Source organism: Nocardia sp. NPDC052112, from assembly GCF_040680135.1.
GTDB lineage: Bacteria > Actinomycetota > Actinomycetes > Mycobacteriales > Mycobacteriaceae > Nocardia.
Genome location: NZ_JBFAWD010000004.1, coordinates 20,493 through 38,473, shown reverse-complemented (window position 1 = coordinate 38,473; position 17,981 = coordinate 20,493). Strand labels below are relative to the sequence as shown.

The 17,981-nt window shown below is 65.7% G+C and carries 14 protein-coding genes; 3 read left to right on the top strand and 11 right to left on the bottom strand.

The window, feature by feature from the left end:
* Nucleotides 1-209 precede the first annotated feature (209 nt).
* A complete protein-coding gene (locus AB0L58_RS08580; protein WP_364383327.1) occupies nt 210-1,502 on the top strand; it encodes an acetyl-CoA C-acyltransferase in 1,293 nt (430 codons plus the stop codon).
* 112 nt (nt 1,503-1,614) lie between these two features.
* Here the strand turns inward: AB0L58_RS08580 and bluB are convergent, their stop codons facing one another.
* The 6 genes from bluB to AB0L58_RS08550 form a co-directional block, all read right to left on the bottom strand.
* Complete coding sequence (gene bluB / locus AB0L58_RS08575) at nt 1,615-2,286, bottom strand: 5,6-dimethylbenzimidazole synthase (RefSeq protein WP_364383324.1); 672 nt, start codon at nt 2,284-2,286, stop codon at nt 1,615-1,617.
* A gap of 167 nt (nt 2,287-2,453) precedes the next feature.
* On the bottom strand, nt 2,454-3,725 hold the full coding sequence (locus AB0L58_RS08570; RefSeq protein ID WP_364383321.1) for a fatty acid desaturase: 1,272 nt from the start codon (nt 3,723-3,725) through the stop codon (nt 2,454-2,456).
* A gap of 100 nt (nt 3,726-3,825) precedes the next feature.
* Nucleotides 3,826-5,241 (bottom strand): fatty acid desaturase, encoded by a 1,416-nt coding sequence (locus AB0L58_RS08565; protein WP_364383318.1) that lies wholly within the window; start codon nt 5,239-5,241, stop codon nt 3,826-3,828.
* Nucleotides 5,242-5,322: 81 nt separating this feature from the next.
* Nucleotides 5,323-6,480: a ferredoxin reductase gene (locus AB0L58_RS08560; protein ID WP_364383315.1), complete on the bottom strand. Its 1,158-nt coding sequence runs from the start codon at nt 6,478-6,480 to the stop codon at nt 5,323-5,325.
* A gap of 94 nt (nt 6,481-6,574) precedes the next feature.
* Complete coding sequence (locus AB0L58_RS08555; RefSeq protein WP_364384478.1) at nt 6,575-7,126, bottom strand: hypothetical protein; 552 nt, start codon at nt 7,124-7,126, stop codon at nt 6,575-6,577.
* A 7-nt stretch (nt 7,127-7,133) separates the two neighbouring features.
* The gene (locus tag AB0L58_RS08550) at nt 7,134-8,546 is read right to left on the bottom strand and encodes a wax ester/triacylglycerol synthase family O-acyltransferase (protein ID WP_364383312.1); all 1,413 of its coding nucleotides are present in this window, start codon (nt 8,544-8,546) and stop codon (nt 7,134-7,136) included.
* A 632-nt stretch (nt 8,547-9,178) separates the two neighbouring features.
* On the opposite strand from AB0L58_RS08550, the gene secA reads away from it, so the two are divergent.
* A complete protein-coding gene (gene secA, locus AB0L58_RS08545; RefSeq protein ID WP_364383309.1) occupies nt 9,179-12,007 on the top strand; it encodes a preprotein translocase subunit SecA in 2,829 nt (942 codons plus the stop codon).
* A 64-nt stretch (nt 12,008-12,071) separates the two neighbouring features.
* Here secA and AB0L58_RS08540 read toward each other — a convergent pair whose 3' ends face one another.
* From AB0L58_RS08540 to AB0L58_RS08520, 5 genes are all read right to left on the bottom strand, one after another.
* A complete protein-coding gene (locus AB0L58_RS08540; protein ID WP_364383306.1) occupies nt 12,072-12,338 on the bottom strand; it encodes a type II toxin-antitoxin system RelE/ParE family toxin in 267 nt (88 codons plus the stop codon).
* Nucleotides 12,335-12,613: a type II toxin-antitoxin system Phd/YefM family antitoxin gene (locus AB0L58_RS08535; RefSeq protein ID WP_364383303.1), complete on the bottom strand. Its 279-nt coding sequence runs from the start codon at nt 12,611-12,613 to the stop codon at nt 12,335-12,337. The genes AB0L58_RS08540 and AB0L58_RS08535 overlap by 4 nt, the downstream gene beginning before the upstream one ends.
* 53 nt (nt 12,614-12,666) lie before the next feature.
* Nucleotides 12,667-13,653, bottom strand: coding sequence for a ribosome small subunit-dependent GTPase A (gene rsgA / locus AB0L58_RS08530; protein ID WP_364384475.1), 987 nt, complete (start codon nt 13,651-13,653; stop codon nt 12,667-12,669).
* The gene (aroA, locus tag AB0L58_RS08525; protein ID WP_364383300.1) at nt 13,650-14,960 is read right to left on the bottom strand and encodes a 3-phosphoshikimate 1-carboxyvinyltransferase; all 1,311 of its coding nucleotides are present in this window, start codon (nt 14,958-14,960) and stop codon (nt 13,650-13,652) included. Before aroA ends, rsgA begins: the two co-directional genes overlap by 4 nt.
* 564 nt (nt 14,961-15,524) lie before the next feature.
* Nucleotides 15,525-17,033, bottom strand: coding sequence for an aldehyde dehydrogenase family protein (locus AB0L58_RS08520; protein ID WP_364383297.1), 1,509 nt, complete (start codon nt 17,031-17,033; stop codon nt 15,525-15,527).
* Nucleotides 17,034-17,165: 132 nt separating this feature from the next.
* Here AB0L58_RS08520 and AB0L58_RS08515 point away from each other — a divergent pair, with 132 nt between their 5' ends.
* Nucleotides 17,166-17,957 carry an SOS response-associated peptidase gene (locus AB0L58_RS08515; protein ID WP_364383294.1) on the top strand — a complete coding sequence of 264 codons (792 nt, stop codon included), beginning with the start codon at nt 17,166-17,168 and terminating at the stop codon, nt 17,955-17,957.
* Nucleotides 17,958-17,981 lie beyond the last annotated feature (24 nt).

The following is a 17,981-nucleotide window of genomic DNA, read 5'->3' as shown; positions in this document are numbered from 1 at the left end:
CCGGCTCAGCGGCGATGGAGGGGATCGCTGAGCCGGGTGTTCCAGGTATCTGTCATTGGATCCATCAGCGACAATTGATTTCGTGCGTACATGGGTAACTCGTCGGGTACGCCCAAAACTCGGCTGGCCACCCAACACAGGATCTGAACGCTGATCTCGCGGCTCACAACCTGTATGGCCTGAATATTCGGAGAGGCGGATGAGCCCACATGGCTACCGATATCGCTCGTCGTGCCGTCATCGTTTCCGGTGCGCGGACGCCATTCGTCAAGGCGTTCGGTGCGTACACGCGGCTGGATTCGATCGCGCTTGCCGATGCCGCGGTGCGTGGGCTGTTGGAGCGGACCGGACTGCCCGGCGGGCAGGTGCAGGCGATCGTATGGGGTGGTGTGATTCTGCCGAGTGCCGCGCCGAATATCGCGCGGGAGATCGCCTTGGATCTCGGCCTCGACGCCGGATGTGAAGGGTACACGGTGACGCGGGCCTGCGCCTCCGGGTTGCAGGCGATCACCTCGGCGGTGGCGGCCATCGAGCGCGGCGAATACGACATCATGATCGCCGGTGGTAGCGATTCGACCAGCAACGCCGAGGTCAAGCTGCCGCAGAAGCTGGTGCATGCCGGTGCGCCGCTGGCGCTCGGCAAGCCGAAGCCGAAGGACTATCTCGCGGCAGCACGCCAGCTCGCGCCGTTCACCGATCTCTTGCCGAGCCGACCGAAAATCGCCGAACGCACCACCGGTGAGGTGATGGGGGAGTCGGCCGAGAAAATGGCCCGCATCCACGGGATCAGCCGTGCGGATCAGGACGAATTCGCGGCGCGCTCACACCAACGGGCCGCCGCGGCCATCGACTCGGGCCGCTTCGATGACGAGGTGCTGCGGGTGCGCACTCCGGACGGCGTCGATGTCACACGCGACGGACTGGTGCGCGCGAACACCAGCGTCGAGAAGTTGGCCATGCTGAAGCCGGTCTTCGCCCGCGACGGCAGCGTGACCGCGGGCAATGCCAGTCCGCTCACCGACGGCGCGTCGGCGGTGCTGCTGATGAGCGAGGAGCGTGCGCACGCCCTCGGCTACCGTCCGCTGGCTGCCTTCCGCTCCTGGAGCTACGTCAGTGTGGACCCGACCGATCAGGTGCTGATCGGCCCGGCCATCTCCATGCCACGTGCACTCGACAAGGCCGGAATGTCCCTGGGCGATATCGATTTCGTCGATATTCACGAGGCCTTCGCGGCCCAGACGCTGTCCGTGCTCGCCGCATTGAACAGCGATGAATGGGCCAAGACCCGCCTCGATCGCGATACCGCGGTAGGCGAGGTCGATGTCGACAAGCTCAATGTGCACGGCGGCTCGGTCGCCCTCGGACATCCATTCGGCGCGACCGGTGCGCGCATGGTCACCACAATGGCCAACGAACTCGCCCGCACCGGCAAGAACAGCGCCCTGCTCGGCATCTGCGCCGCAGGCGGGATCGGTGCATCTGCCGTGCTCGAGCGAGTCTGACCGTCAGGCGTTCCCCGACAGTGCCGCCCCGCTGCGCTAGGTGGGCGGCAACGGGACGCGGTTGCGTCGGCGCCGATCGGTTGTCGTAGACGCAGCGGTCGCCGCACACCGGCTATGCGTTGTGCGAGGCGGTGGCGCCTTCGTGGGGCCGGGCGCGGAAGGTTTCCTGGTGGACGGCGTCGGTGAGTGGACGGCCGGTGCGCCAGCCGAAGCGTTCGAGGTCGGGGATGCGTTGGAATTCGTGTACCGGGCCGACGCACAGCCATGCGACGGGGCGGATGCCGTCGGGTAGGCCGACCAGGTCGGACAGGAATTCGGCATCGTAGAACGAGACCCAGCCGACGCCGATCTGCTCGGCGGTCGCGGCCAGCCACAGGTTCTGGATGGCGAGAACCGCCGAGTAGATGCCGGTTTCGGGGACGGTGGCGCGGCCGAGGACCTGCGGGCCGCCGCGGTTGTGGTCGTAGGTGACCACGATGCCGGTGCCGCTCTCGGTAATGCCCTCGATCTTGATCGGTTCGAAGGTTGCCGCCCGTTCCGGTGGCAGCGCATCCCGGAATTCGATCCGCCGCTGCGCGACATGCTCGGCGAACTTCCGCAGCGTCGCATCCTCGCGCACCACCACGAAGTCCCACGGCTGCGAATTGCCGACACTCGGCGCGTGATGTGCGGCATCGAGTATCCGCCACAGCGTCGCATCGTCAACGCGGTCACCGGTGAATTCGGCCCGTACATCCCGCCGTATCCGGATGGCCTCGTAAACGCTCAGATCTTCCGCACCCACGCCCTCAGTCAACCAGTACCAAACCAGTTGGCATCAACCACTGGCCCTTATCACCTTTTGCGGTGCACCCGACAACTGATTTCGTACGAACATGGGTAACTCGTCGGGTACGTCGAAAACCGAGCCAACCGTCTGACCGTCGGCCCGCAACGGTGCTGTCGACCCACTTACGACCGGCTGAATTCCCGGGGAGGCGGGGGAGTCACGGCCCGCCGCGTGATCCGGCGACGGCCCTGCTTCAGCGCTGTGCGCAGCCCGCGACGCTTACCGGTGACCGGGTCGAAGCTCGGCATGGTGGCGCCGTCGAATTTGCGCTCCGAGGCGGTTTCGGGGGCGTCGTCGGCGGTCGCACGCAGGTACTTGTTCGGCAGTGCCAGCTTCAGGATGGTGCGCCAGGACTTGAAGTACTGCACCGGAAGCGAGCCGGTGGTGTAGGGCAGGTCGTATTTCTCGGCTAAGGCGCGCACCCGCACCGCGATATCGGCGTAGCGGTTGCTCGGCAGATCCGGGAACAGGTGGTGTTCGATCTGGTGGCTCAGATTACCGGTCATGAAGTGCATGACCGGACCGCCGGAGATGTTGGCGCTGCCCAGCATCTGGCGCAGGTACCACTGGCCCTTGGATTCGCCGTCGATATCGGCCCTGGTGAATTTCTCCGCGCCGTCCGGGAAGTGGCCGCAGAAGATCACCGCATTGGTCCAGACATTGCGGATGATGTTGGCGGTCAGGTTCGCGGTGAGTGTCGAGAAGAAGGCGGGCCCGGTCAGCAGCGGGAACAGCAGGTAATCCTTGCCGACCTGCTTGCCGATCTTGACCAGCACCTCGCGGCGCTTGACCTCGAATTCGGCCCGCTCCGGCGAGCCCTCCTTGTACCGATGCACCTTGCCCAGCTCGAGATGCTGGATCGCGACGCCGTATTCGAAGAACAGCTGCAGCACCAGGTTGTAGACCGGATTGCCGATATTGAACGGCTTCCACCGCTGATCCCTGGTGACGCGCAGCAGGCCGTAGCCGATGTCGTCGTCCATGCCGAGCACATTGGTGTACTTGTGGTGCAGATAGTTGTGCGTCTGCTTCCAGTGCTTGGACGGGCCGGTGTTATCCCATTCCCAGGTGCTGGAGTGGACTTCCGGATCGTTCATCCAGTCCCACTGCCCGTGCATGACGTTGTGCCCGATCTCCATGTTCTCGATGATCTTGGCCGTGCTGAGCAGGGCCACACCGGCGAACCAGGCGGGCGGCAGGAAACTGGCGAACAGCACTGCGCGGCCGCTGATCTCGAGCGCACGCTGCAGGCGGATGACATTGCGGATGTACCGCGCGTCCCGAGCACCGCGCGTGGCCTCGATATCGCGCCGGATCGCGTCGAACTCCGCACCGAGCGCCTCCACATCGGCTTCGGTGAGGTGCGCGTATTCCTTGACATCCGAGATCGCCATGGCGGCTACAGTACCGTAAGTTACGAGACCGTAGGTTGTGAGCGAGGTCTCCGAAATGTGGTAAATCCCGCATTGCGAAATGTGGCTGCGAGATGTTAGCTCACCTGCGGCGTCGGCTGCGGCGGAGAGCCCGCTCGCGCATGGCCCTGCGCTGCAATGTCGCCTTCTCCTGACGTGCCTTTTCCTGCAGCACCAGCTTGGCCTCGCGCAGCACTTCCTTCTCGTGCCGAGCCTTCTCCCGCAGCACCACCTTGGCCTCTTTGAGCGCGGAACGCAGGCCGCGGCGCTTGCCGGTCTCGGGGTCGACGGGCAGCCAGTGCGTCTCGTTCCATTTGTCGGCCCAGCGCTCGGCATTCGGCATCGACGGCAGGGCGGGCAGCGAGACACCGGCGAATTTGCGCTCCGAGGAGGTCTCCGGTGCGTCGTCGGCGGTGCGCTTGAGGAAGCGGTCCGGCAGTGCGAGCTTGTGGATGGTCCGGAAGGCCAGCAGATACTGCTTGCCGAGGGAGCCGGTGGTGTAGGGCAGGTCGTACTTGTCGCACAGCTCGCGGACCCGCTCGGCGATCTCTGGATAACGGTTGCTTGGCAGGTCGGGGAACAGGTGATGTTCGATCTGGTAGCACAGGTTGCCGCTCATGAAGGCCATCGCGGGTCCGGCCTTGAAGTTGGCGCTGCCGAGCATCTGGCGCAGATACCATTCGCCACTGGTCTCGCCCTCGAGCTGTTCGATGGTGAATTTCTCGGCGCCGTCGGGGAAGTGGCCGCAGAAGATCACCGCGTAGGCCCACAGGTTGCGCACCAGATTGGCGGTCGCATTCGCCTTCAGCGTGGACATGAACGCCGGTCCGGTGAGCGCCGGATAGATCAGGAAGTCCTTGGCCACCTGACGACCGATCTTGCGACCGAAGTCCTTATTCGGCTCCGACATGAGCTGGTAGCGGGGCGCGCCCGAGAGCTCCTTCTCGATGCTCCAGTCGTGCAGTGCGATACCCCATTCGAAGGTGGCCGCGAGCAGGATATTGGCCAGCGGCTGGATCAGATGGATCGGCCGCCACTGCTCGTCGCGGGTCATCCGCAGGATGCCGAAGCCGAGGTCCTCATCCTTGCCGAGCACATTGGTGTAGGTGTGGTGCGAGTAGTTGTGCGCACGGCGCCACTGCACCGACGGCCCGGTCATATCCCACTCCCAGGTGCTGGAGTGGATTTCCGGGTCGTTCATCCAGTCCCATTGACCGTGGCTGATGTTGTGCCCGAGCTCCATATTCTCGATGATCTTGGCGACCGAAAGCAGTGCCGTCCCGGTCAGCCAGGCCCACCGATTGCGGCTGCCGAACAGCACCGCGCGCGCGAGCACTTCGAGGCCGCGCTGTGCGGCGATCGTGCGCCGGATGTACTTGGCGTCGCGCTCGCCGCGCGACAGTTCGACCGAGCGCCGGATGGAATCGAGTTCCTGCCCCAGTGTTTCGATGTCGGCCGCCGTGAGATGGGCGAATGCCTTGATATCGGTGATGGCCACCGGGGTCCTTTCCCCTGACTGGATGTATCTCGAGGGTACCTGTCGGATCCCCCGGACGGTGCGTCTGTGAGCGTCGCTGTCTCAGACGTCGAGTGTGCAGTCGCCCGCCGCGGCCGAGATACAGGTCTGCACCTTGTCACCCTCGCGACGCTCGTCACCGTTGCGCAGATCGCGGGTATGCCCGGAAGCCAGTGTGACGACACAGGTTTGGCAGATGCCCATCCGGCAGCCGAACGGCATCTGCACACCGGCGGACTCGCCCGCCTCCAATAGGCTGGTCGCGCCGTCGACCGTCACGGTGCGACCGGTCTTCCCGAATGTCACGGTGCCGCCCTCACCGACGGCGGAGCGTTCGATCTCGAAGCGCTCGACATGCAGGCGGTCGCCGATGCCAGCATCGCGCCAGTGCTGCTCGATCTCGTCCAGCATCGCGGCTGGACCGCAGGCCCAGCTCTGACGCTCACGCCAATCCGGGAAGTGTTCGTCCAATGCCGTGAGGGAAAACCGGCCCTGCTCATCGGTGAGGTGCAGCTGCGAGGAGAAGCTCGGGTGTCGATCGTGTAGATCGCGCAGTTCGGCGCCGAACATCACATCGTCGCGGGTGCGCGCGGAGTGCACATGCACCACATCGGTGACCGCATCGCGGCGGTCCAGCGCGCGCAGCATGGCCATGACCGGGGTGATACCGCTGCCCGCGGTGAGGAACAGCACCTTTTCCGGCGGCGGCGACGGCAGTACGAAAGCGCCCTGCGGCGCGGCCAATCGGACGATGGTGCCCGCGGCGACACCGCTGACAAGGTGGCTGGACAGGAAACCCTCTGGCATCGCCTTGACGGCGATCGAGATCAGGCGCTTTCCGCGATGTTCCGGATCGGTCCAATTGGGCGGGCAGGTCAGCGAGTACGAGCGCCAGTGCCAGCGGCCATCGATCAGAATGCCGATCCCGATGTACTGACCTGGCTCGTATTTCCAGTCGAAGCCCCAGCCCGGTTTGATGACCAGGGTGGCCGAATCGGCGGTTTCCTTGCGCACCTCGACAATTCGGCCGCGCAACTCACGCGCCGACCACAGCGGATTCGCCAGGTGCAGGTAGTCGTCGGGCAAAAGTGGCGTGGTGACACGGGCGACGGCGCCGCGCAGTACGTTCAGCCGGCCACCGCGTTCGGCGACCTCGGCCGCCGGAGCCTCCAGCCACTCCCGGACCGTACGCACCGAGGATGCCGCTTTTTTCAAGACCATTGCCGCCGTTCGTCTCCCTGTCGTAGCGACCGGTGGGTCGCCTCGCAGCCAGGTTACGGCATCGTAGGTTAGTCCGGGGTGCGCAGGTTCGCCGTCACAGCAATTCGAGCAGGAACGGCAGCTCTTGGGCCGCGTACCAGGCCAGCTGATGGTCCTCGGCGTCCCCGAGCACGAATTCGGCATCGGCGTCGCCGAGGTCGGCGGCGTCGACGACGTCGACCGCCTTGGCCACCTCGGGTTCGGCTTCGGCCAGGTCGACATGTACCGAGGCGATCCGGTCGTAGCCGATCGGTCCGGTCAGCCGGACAACCGCGTCGTCGAGGTCGGGGCGCAGCTTCGCACCGGTCACATCGGCGGCGATGACCGCACGTCGATAGACCGGGCTGTGATAGGTCGTTTCGGGGTCGTCGGCGTCCTCGTCGTCGGACGCCTCGGTGGCCTCCTCGCGCTCGGCCGCCAGCAGACGCAGCGAGGCCCGCGCTGCCTCGGCCATCGCCACTTCGGCCAATTCGTCGTCGTCACCGGAGGCGTAGGCCTCGCGCAGGGTCGGTGTGACCGCGAACGCGGTGCCGCCGGCTGCGCGCAGTTCCCGATTCGCGACGAGCTCACGCAGCATCGGCACGGTGGCGGGGATATATACCCGCATGGTGTTCTCAGACGCAGGCACCGAGCATCTCCTCCATGGACTCGTGCACCGACGCGGCCAGTACGGCGATATCGGCCATCGCGTCGCGGTCGGCGTTGAGTCCGTAGAAGACGCGTCCGTCATAGGACGTGATCCCGATGCTCGAGGCCTGGTTGCGCAGCAGCGGCGACACCGGATACATCTCCAGCATCCGCGCGCCGCCGATATACATCGGGGTCTGCGGACCCGGTGCGTTGGTGATCACCAGATTGAACGTGTGCTCTGCGAACGTACTCGCCGCCCGCACACTCATCGCATGCAGGCTTGCCGGAGCGAAGCCGGCCAGGTGCACCAGGGTGCGCGCTCGCACGCCGCGCCGGTGCTTGCTATCGGCCTCGGTGGCATGCGAGATGTGCGAAAGGCGGATCACCGGATTCGGTTCGCCGACCGGCAGATCGATGAGGAACGAGGAGACCTCGCTGGCCGGTTTCGGCTGCTCGTCGATCCCTTCGACATAGACCGACATGGGCACAACCGCGCGCAGTACGGTCGATTCGGTGAGCGCCTCACCGCGTGAGAGCAGCCAATTGCGCAGCGCTCCGGTGACGACGGCCAGGATCGCATCGTTGATGGAGCATTCGAAGCGCTTGCGGATCTTGCGGTAGTCCTCCAGATCCGTGCGCACCACATCGAAGCGCCGGTTGCGCGAGGTCTTGGCGTTGAGCGGGCTGTCCGGTGCGCCGATGGCGGCCGCACGCACGGCCGAAACCATCGAATCCACCGCCTTGCCCGCGGCCTCCACCACCGAGAACGCGTGCGTGCTCGCGTCGCGGGCCACCTCGAGCGCCTCGCGCGGCTGCGCGGCCAGGTGGCTCAGCGCGCCGATCAGCAGTTCCATCTCGTTCGGTTCGCGTGGCGCCACCCAGGCGTCATCGGCGATACCGCGCGGGGACGGGCTGGTATCGAGGATGACGTGCCCGATCTCGAGTGCGGTATCCCCGTCGACGAGTGCCGAATGGGTTTTGGTGAAGATCGCCGACCGGCCCTCCGCCAGGCCCTCGATCAGATACATCTCCCACAGCGGCCGAGTCTGGTCGAGCGGTCGTGACGCGAGCCGGGCCACCAGATCGTGCAACTGGGAATCGGTGCCCGGGGCGGGCAATGCGGAGCGGCGGATGTGGTAGGTGATATCGAAATGGCTGTCCTCGACCCAGACCGGGCGGCCGAGTGCGAACGGGATTTCGCGGACCTTCCTGCGGTAGCGGGGGACCAGGGAAAGCCTGCTCTCCACCAGATCGACAAGTCCGTCGTAGTCGAGCGCCGTTTCCCCCGGTGCGGAGTCGCTACCTCGGACGATCGCGAGAGAGCCGATATGGATCGGATTGCTGCTCGACTCGAGCCCATAGAACGACGCGTCCTGCGGCGTCAATCTCGTGATCACGCTGCCCGGTGCTCCTTCCGATGCGGCTCCCACCCGAGCCGTCTCACCGCCCATTGTGGTCGCCCACAACGGTTCGTCCTGCCCCCTGTGGCATATCCAGCGATATTCGCGCATCCCTTTACCCACGCCCGGTTCCGTGGAAGGCTGCGTTGGCTCGCGACCGGCGGAACTCGATTCGCTCACACTAATCGGGGTGCCGTATGACGGATGCCTTTTGAGCCGCGCTGCCCCTTGGTGTCGTCACGTGCCGTCGGATAACGGTTCGGCCCTGGTGAACAGGGTTCTCGGCGTCCGGAACGACGAACGACTCACATCGTATGACACCTGCGCTGAAACAGGTTCCGGTCCATCGGATTCGCACCCGCTCCGACGACCGACGCACGACACGCGGGTACGGTGAGAGGAAACGGCTGCCACCTCGGCGGTAGTGGCGGATGCGGCGCTATGTCGCCGGGCCATCGGCGCTGGCCCTTTCCAGCGACCGGCAAGCAGTCGCTACGGCTACCATGGGTGCCGCATTACCATGAAGCGTGCTGCGGATTCCGCCATGCTCGGCGGGGGCCATGTGCACACTGCCCGCTCCGGGTGACGGCCGAACATTTGACACACCGACCAGAGGACTGACGAGACCCGTGCCTGCGCTGACACTGACGAGGTTGCTACGGATTGGTGAGGGACGCACGGTCAAGCGGCTCGCCCACCTCGCGGATGAGGTCCTCGCGCTCGGGCCCGAGTTCGAGGAGCTCACCGACCACGAGCTGCGTGCCAAGACCGATGAGTTCAAGGAGCGGTACGCGGACGGCGAATCGCTGGACGACCTGCTCCTCGAGGCATTCGCGGTGGCCCGTGAGGCGTCCTGGCGGGTGCTGAACCAGAAACACTACAAGGTGCAGGTGATGGGCGGCGCCTCGCTGCACCTCGGCAACATCTCCGAGATGAAGACCGGTGAGGGAAAGACCCTGACCTGTGTGCTGCCCGCCTACCTCAACGCCATCTCCGGCGACGGTGTACATGTGGTCACGGTCAACGATTACCTGGCCAAGCGCGACGCGGAGTGGATGGGTCGCGTGCACCGCTTCCTCGGCCTCGAGGTCGGCGTGATCCTGTCCGGTATGACACCGGCCGAGCGGCGGGTAGCCTACAACGCCGACATCACCTACGGCACCAACAACGAATTCGGCTTCGATTACCTGCGCGACAATATGACCCACTCGCTGGACGATCTGGTCCAGCGCGGGCACAACTTCGCCGTGGTCGACGAGGTCGACTCCATCCTCATCGATGAGGCCCGCACCCCGCTGATCATCTCGGGTCCGGCCGACGCTTCCTCGAAGTGGTATGCCGAATTCGCCCGCATCGCACCGCTGTTGAAGAAGGACCTGCACTACGAGGTCGATATCAAGAAGCGCACCATCGGTGTGCACGAGGCGGGTGTGGAGTTCGTCGAGGATCAGCTCGGCATCGACAACCTCTACGAGGCGGCCAATTCCCCGCTGGTGAGCTACCTGAACAACGCCATCAAGGCCAAGGAGCTCTACCACCGGGACAAGGACTACATCGTCCGCGACGGCGAGGTCATCATCGTCGACGAATTCACCGGCCGCATTCTGGTCGGGCGCCGCTACAACGAGGGCATGCACCAGGCGATCGAGGCCAAGGAAAACGTCGAGATCCAGCCGGAGAACCAGACCCTGGCCACGATCACGCTGCAGAACTACTTCCGCCTCTACGACAAGCTCTCCGGGATGACTGGTACCGCCGAGACCGAGGCCGCCGAGCTGCACCAGATCTACAGCCTCGGCGTGGTCCCGATCCCGACGAATAAGCCGATGGTCCGCGCGGACCAGTCCGATCTGATCTACAAGACCGAAGAGGCCAAATTCGCGGCCGTGGTCGACGATGTCACCGAACGGCACGAGAAGGGCCAGCCGGTGCTGATCGGCACCACCAGCGTCGAGCGCTCGGAGTACCTGTCCAAGCAGTTCACCAGGCGTGGCATCGCGCACAACGTGCTGAACGCGAAGTTCCACGAGAAGGAAGCCGAGATCATCGCCGAGGCCGGTCGGCCGGGCGCGGTCACGGTCGCGACGAATATGGCCGGTCGTGGCACCGACGTCGTGCTGGGCGGTAACCCGGACATCATCACCGACATCATCCTGCGCAAGGAGGGGCTGGATCCGGTGGAGACGCCGGAGGAGTACCAGGCCGCGTGGTTGCCGACGCTGGAGCGGGTCAAGGAGCAGACCGCCGAGGACGCCGACCTGGTGCGCGACGCCGGTGGCCTGTATGTGCTCGGCACCGAGCGCCACGAATCGCGGCGTATCGATAACCAGCTGCGTGGTCGCTCCGGCCGGCAGGGTGACCCGGGTGAGTCCCGGTTCTACCTGTCACTGGGTGACGAGTTGATGCGGCGCTTCAATGGTGCCGCGCTCGAGGCCATCATGACCAGGCTCAACCTGCCCGACGATGTGCCGATCGAGGCCAAGATGGTCTCCAAGGCCATCAAGAGCGCGCAGACCCAGGTCGAGCAGCAGAACTTCGAGATCCGCAAGAACGTGCTCAAGTACGACGAGGTGATGAACCAGCAGCGCACCGTCATCTACGGCGAGCGCAATCGGATCCTGCGCGGCGAGGATATGGAGGGCCAGGTGCAGGAGATGATCACCGACGTGATCACCGCCTACGCCGACGGCGCCACCGCCGAGGGCTATGTCGAGGACTGGGATCTGGAAAAGCTGTGGACGGCGCTGAAGACGCTGTACCCGGTGACCATGGATTACAAGGACCTGACCGGCGAGACCGGTGTCGGCGAGGCGGGCGACCTGACCAAGGACGAGCTGGTCGAGGCGCTGCTCGACGATGCGCACGACGCCTACGAGAAGCGCGAACAGCAGATCGACGGTCTGGCCGGCGATGGTTCGATGCGCAATCTCGAACGCCAGGTGCTGCTTTCGGTGCTGGACCGCAAGTGGCGAGAGCACCTCTACGAGATGGATTACCTCAAGGAGGGCATCGGTCTGCGTGCCATGGCGCAGCGCGATCCGCTGGTCGAATACCAGCGCGAGGGCTTCGATATGTTCGCCGCGATGCTCGACGGCCTGAAGGAAGAGTCGGTTGGCTTCCTGTTCAACCTGCAGGTCGAGGTGCAGCAGCCGCAGCCCGAGGGGGTCGCGGTCGATCCCGGCCTGCGCTCGCCGGTCGGCGCCACCGCGCCGCGTCCGCTGCCCACCCAGGAGGCGCCGGTCGCCAATGGCGCACCGGCGGCGTTGCGTGCCAAGGGGATCGCCGATTCCCGGCCCAACAACGGCTTCCACTACTCGGGTCCGGACGAGGGCGGCCACGCCGCGGTGCACAGTGACGCCGAGGAGTACGGCGACGGCACCACCCGCCGTGAGCGCCGTGAGGCGGCCCGCGCGCAGGCCAAGCCGAAGCGTGCCCCGAAGTCGCGTCGTCGGCACTGATCCATGAATCACGAACGCGCCCATGAGCCTTCATGGGCGCGTTCGTCGTCTCGGCTCTCTGCGTCTAGTGTTCATAGATATCGCGACGGTGTCCGGCGGTGACGACGAGGATGATCAACTTGCCGTCATCGACCTCGTAGACCAAGCGGTAGTTGCCGACTCGTAGCCGGAATCCTGGTCGGCCGGTTAGGGCTCTGACGTCTACTCCGTCGCGTCGGTATGGGTCATCGCCCAGCAGCGTGAGCGCGATCAACAGGCGCATGGCATCGGGATGCGGAATATTGCGCAACGCGCGACGCGCGGCCGGGGTCCAACGGAATTCGTATTTCACGCAGCACCTTCATGCCCAGCGGCGAGAATCTCATCCATCATCTGGCCGAGGGTGAAATTTTCCGGTTCACCACCTTCGGCGAGTGCTTCATCGGCCATGCGTCCGAGTTGTTCGTCTTCCCACTCTTCGAGCTTGGCGAGCATATGCAGCGGGATGACTGCGGCTGCGGGTTCCCCGGCACGCGTAATCACGGTCACGTGCCCGTCCTGAACCGCGGCGTTGACAACAGCGGGGAGCTGGGCTCGGGCCTCACGGATGCTGAGCTGGTCTTCCATATCTGGAGTGTACACTCGGATGTGTACACCGCGATTCGGGTTGGCAGGCCGAGTTACCAGGATTCGTTGGAGTTCAGCGCGATCAGCAGGAGGCGGATGGCGGCGACGCGGCGCTCCTTGCCGGGCAAGGCATCCAGCGCACATTCGGGATCCGCGGGTGGTCCGAGATGGGTACAGCCGCGGGGACAATCCTCGATGGCGGCGGCCAGATCGGTGAAGGCGGCGATGACATCGTCGGGCGTGATGTGGGCCAGTCCGAAGGAGCGGACACCGGGTGTGTCGATGACCCAGCCGCCGTTGGGCAGTGGCAAGGCGACGGATTGAGTCGAGGTGTGTTTGCCCTTGCCCACACCGGAGACTTCGCCGACGGCTCGATCCGCGTCGGGCACAAGGCGATTCACCAGCGTGGATTTGCCGACGCCGGAGTGGCCGATGAAGGCGGTGAGTCGGTCGGTGAGCAGGTCCAGTATCGGTTCGATGGGGTCGTCGATACCGCCGTAGATGATGGTGAGGTCGAGATCGTCGAACGCGGCCGCGAATTCGGATTCGGCGACCAGATCGTGTTTGGTCAGACACAGAATCGGTTGCAGCCCACCGGCATACGCGGCGACCATGGCTCGTTCGACGAAACCGGTGCGCGGCGGCGGATCGGCGAGGGCGACGACGATGAACAGCTGTTCGGCATTGCCGACGACGATCCGTTCAAAGGGGTCGGTGTCATCGGCGGTGCGGCGCAGAACCGTTCGGCGTTCGGCGACGCGGACGATGCGGGCGAGGGTATCGGGTTTGCCGGACAGGTCTCCGACCACGTCGACCTGATCGCCGACCACGATCGGGGTGCGGCCCAGTTCCCTGGCCCGCATGGCGACGATCAGCTTGTCCGGATCGCCGCCGAGCACGCAACCCCAGCGACCACGGTCCACCGAAACGACCATGGCCGATACCGCATCATTGTGCTGCGGACGGGTTTTCGTGCGTGGACGAGAGGATTTGCCAGGGCGTACCCGGACATCCGACTCGTCGTACTCGCGTTTTCTCAGCGGGCCGCTCCCTGATCCGTGAGCGTGGGATCGAGCATCTGCTCCCACAGGCCGACGAATCCGGGCAGCGTCTTGGCCGTGGTGCCGATATCCTCGATCGCCACGCCGGGCACCCGGAGTCCGAGAATTGCTCCGGCCGTTGCCATTCGGTGGTCGGCATAGGAATGCCAGTTGCCGCCGTGCAGCGGGGCCGGGGTGATCTCGAGTCCGTCCTCGGTTTCGGTGACCTTGCCGCCGAGCCGGTTGATCTCGGTGGACAGGGCCGCGAGCCGATCGGTCTCGTGGCCGCGCAGATGTGCGATACCGCGCAGCCAGGACGGCGAATCCGCAAGTGCCGCAAGGGCGGCCACGGTCGGGGTCAACTCACCGACATCGTGCAGATCGATATCGATACCGGCCAGGCGCTCCGGGCCGCGCACGGTCAGTACGCCGTCGAACCTGGTGACCTCGGCGCCCATGCGCACCAGGATCTCCCGGATCACATCGCCGGGCTGGGTGGTAAGGCGCGGCCAGTGCGGGATGCGGACCTCGCCCCCGGTAATGGCGGCCGCGGCCAGGAATGGCGTGGCATTGGACAGATCCGGTTCCACATCCCAGTTCACCGCGCGGATCGGACCGGGTGCGACGGTCCAGGTCTGGGCCTTGCGGCTGTCGGCGGGGGCGTCGACGGCGACCTCGGCGCGCCGCAGCATCTCCACCGTCATTTCGATATGCGGCATCGACGGCAGCGCCTTGCCGTCGTGGTGTACCACGATGCCCTCGTCGAACCGGGCCGCCGACAGCAGCAGCCCGGAGACGAACTGGGAGGATCCGGACGCATCGATGGTGACCGCGCCGCCGCGCAGCGCACCCTTGCCGTGCACCGTGAAGGGCAGTGCGTCGCCCTCGATATCCGCGCCGAGCCGGCGCAGTGCCTCCAGGATGGTGCCGAGTGGGCGAACCCGGGCCTGCTCGTCACCGTCGAAGGCGACATCGCCGGTGGCCAGGGCCGCGACCGGCGGCAGGAAGCGCATGACGGTGCCGGCCAGGCCGCAGTCGACGGTGCCGCCGTGCAGCGGCGCCGGTGTCACGGTCAGCGTGTCGGTGTCGCCCTCGATCCGCGCGCCCAATGCGCGCAGGGCGGCGATCATGAGTTCGGTATCGCGGCTACGCAGGGCGCCGGAAATGGTCGAGGGGCCCTCGGCGAGTGCGGCGAGGATCAGGGCCCGATTGGTGATCGATTTCGATCCGGGCAGGGTCACGGTCGCGTGCACGGGGACATCGACATGGGGCGCTGGCCAGAAACTCACCCGTCCATCTTCGCCCATCGCCCGCCCGGACACGCGCGGGGTGGCTGTGTTGATTTGCCGCGCCTGCGGCGCGGCGGGTTCGCGGCCCCCTGCTGTCTCGCGTCCGAGCCGTCGAGACTCGCGACTTCGTCGCATGCGCTTCGACGGATCGGACGCGAGACGGGCCGCGAACGTCGCTCGTAAGACTCGCTCCGTGGTGGTTACTTATGGCGGGGCGTTCGGCGCCTGGTGTACACGCGCCGGATGGGGGCAGTCTCGTGCCTGCGTCTCATGCGCTTCGACGGCTCGGCTGTGTTCGATGGCCGCGCCTTCGGTGCGGATGCGAGACGGGCCGCGAACGGTCGCTCGTAAGACTCGCTCCGTGGTGGTTACTTATGGCGGGGCGTTCGGCGCCTGGTGTACACGCGCCGGATGGGGCCGGTCTCGTGCCTGCGTCTCATGTGCTTCGACGGCTCGGCTGTGTTCGATGGCCGCGCCTTCGGTGCGGGTGCGAGATGGGCCGCGAACGTCGTTCGCAGGACTTGCTCTGTGGTGGTCGGCAATGCGGTGGGCTCGCAGAGGAACGCGGGCCCACCGCGCAGCCTACTTGTGTCGCCCGTGCAGGATCGGGACCAGGCGACGCAGCAGCTTCATGGTGGACTGGGTCCGCGAGTAGCTGAGCAGTGCCATGCCGGGAATCGCGAAGCGCTGCACCGCGATCGAATGTGGCCGGGCGAATTCGCGCAGGCCGGGCTCGCCGTGGATGCGCCCGATTCCGGAATCGCCGACACCGCCGAAGGGCAGGCCGGCAATGGCGGCGAAGGCCAGCACCGAGTTCACCGAGGTGGCGCCGACGCGCAGCCTGCGCGCGATCTCCAGGCCGTTCTTCTTCGAGTAGACCGCCGAGGACAGTCCGTACTTCGACTTGTTCGCCAGCTCTACCGCCTCGTCGACGCTGTCCACGGTGCGAATGGTGACGGTCGGGCCGAAGGTCTCCTCGGCCACGGCCTTGGAGCTCTCGTCCACATCGACCAGCACGACCGGCTCGATGAACGGACCCTTGACCGACTCCGGCCCGCCGAGCACCGCGGTGCCTCCGCTCTTCAGCGCGTCATCGATATGGCGGCGCACGATATCGATCTGGCTGGGCATGGTCATCGGACCGTAGGCCGCATCCGCGTCCGAGCCCGGCTTGACGTCCTTCAGGATCCGCTTGACCTCGGCGACGAAGTCATCGCGCACCGCGCGGTCGACATAGACCCGCTCCACCCCGGCGCAGGTCTGACCACTATTCGCGGTGGCGCCCCAGGCGACCGCATCGGCCGCGGCCTTGATATCGGCATCGCCCGCGACGATCACCGCATCCTTACCGCCGCATTCCAGCAGTACCGGGGTCAGCGAGTCGGCCGCCGCGGCCATGATCTTCTTACCGGTCGCGGTGGAGCCGGTGAACGCGATCTTGTCCACACCGGCCTGGACCAGTGCGGCGCCGGTCGCACCGTAACCATTGACGGTCTCGAAGACGCCTTCCGGCAGCTCCGGATTGGCCTTCTTGAACGCATCGGAGAGGAAATTGCCGATGCCGGTGGAGAATTCGCTGGGCTTGAAGACGACGGCATTGCCCGCGGCCAGGGCGTAGGCGATGGAGCCGTTCGGGGTGTAGACCGGATAGTTCCACGGACCGATCACGCCGATGACACCGAGCGGACGCTGCTCCAATCGCGCGGAGAAGTTCGCCATCAGCGCGCCGGGGCCGATCTTCTTCGGCGCCAGCACCTTCTTGGCGTTCTTGGCCGCCCAGGCGATGTGCTCGAGCGCCAGCACCAACTCCAGGAATGCGTCGTCGAGCGGTTTGCCGTTCTCCTTGTGGATCAGCGCGGTGAATTCCTCGGAGTCCTCGACCAACTGACTCGACCAGCGCAGCAGATGTTTGCGCCGCTCGTCGAAGCTCAGCCCGCCCCAGGTGGCGGCCGCGGTACGGGCCTTGGCGACGGCGGCGCGCACCGTGTCCGCATCCGCGATGGTATGGGTGGCAATGACCTCTCCGGTGGCCGGATCGACCGACTTCAGCGCCGTCTCCGGTGCCGCCGGGGTGGTCTCTATGGTTGTCACGGTTGGTCTCTCCTCTTGCCGAGATAAGTTAACGACCATTCTCTGAGATGATGCTATGCCACAACTCTCACCAGGTCACCCCTGACATCAATTCTTCCCGAGTCTGTCGGCGCCGCGTGGAAGTATCGAGACATGTGCGGCAGATATGCGACAACTACCGATCCCGGTCGGCTGGCCGCCGAACTGGACGCCATCGACGAGACGCCGACCGGTAGCAACGGCGGTTTCACCAACTACAACGTCGCGCCGACCACCCAGGTGCTGACCGTGGTGGAGCGGCATGCGCATGGCAACCCGGACGACGACCCGAAGCTGCGCATTCGGCGGATGCGCTGGGGCCTGATTCCGGTCTGGACCAAGGCCGCCGAACCGGGCGTACCGGTCAAGGGCAAACCGCTGTTCAATGCCCGCGCCGATAAGGCCACGACCACGGCATCGTTTCGCGATGCGGTGAAGCATCGCCGCTGTCTGGTCCCGATGGACGGCTGGTACGAGTGGTTGGTCGAACCGGATGCCGGGGCCGAGGGCAAGGTCGCGAAACAGCCGTACTTCATGTCTAATGCCGATGGCTCGCGGTTGTATATGGCCGGGTTGTGGTCGGTGTGGCGGGACCGTGCACAGCGGGAAAGTGAACCGCTGCTGTCGTGCACCATCCTGACCACCGACTCGGTCGGCGAGCTCACCCGCATCCACGACCGGATGCCGCTGCCCATGCCGCAGGAGAATTGGGCGGCCTGGCTGGATCCGGACCATCCGGCACCGGCCACCCTGCTCGGGACGCCGAGGGTCGAATCGGTGGCTGGCATTGTGGCGCGGCCGGTCTCGTCGCTGGTCAACAGCGTGCGCAATAACGGTCCGGAACTGTTGGCGCCGTTGGACTCTCAGGGCGGTACGGAAAAGGCCGGGCAGATCAGCTTGCTGTGATCGCCCGGCCCGCCGTTCATCGAC

What these genes read in the sequence shown, in the direction of transcription:
- AB0L58_RS08580 (WP_364383327.1), top strand. Translation starts at nt 210, where the DNA reads ATGGCTACCGATATCGCTCGTCGTGCCGTCATCGTTTCCGGTGCGCGG.
- AB0L58_RS08570 (WP_364383321.1), bottom strand. Translation starts at nt 3,725, where the DNA reads ATGGCGATCTCGGATGTCAAGGAATACGCGCACCTCACCGAAGCCGAT.
- AB0L58_RS08560 (WP_364383315.1), bottom strand. Translation starts at nt 6,480, where the DNA reads ATGGTCTTGAAAAAAGCGGCATCCTCGGTGCGTACGGTCCGGGAGTGG.
- AB0L58_RS08555 (WP_364384478.1), bottom strand. Translation starts at nt 7,126, where the DNA reads ATGCGGGTATATATCCCCGCCACCGTGCCGATGCTGCGTGAGCTCGTC.
- AB0L58_RS08535 (WP_364383303.1), bottom strand. Translation starts at nt 12,613, where the DNA reads ATGGAAGACCAGCTCAGCATCCGTGAGGCCCGAGCCCAGCTCCCCGCT.
- aroA (WP_364383300.1), bottom strand. Translation starts at nt 14,960, where the DNA reads ATGGGCGAAGATGGACGGGTGAGTTTCTGGCCAGCGCCCCATGTCGAT.
- AB0L58_RS08515 (WP_364383294.1), top strand. Translation starts at nt 17,166, where the DNA reads ATGTGCGGCAGATATGCGACAACTACCGATCCCGGTCGGCTGGCCGCC.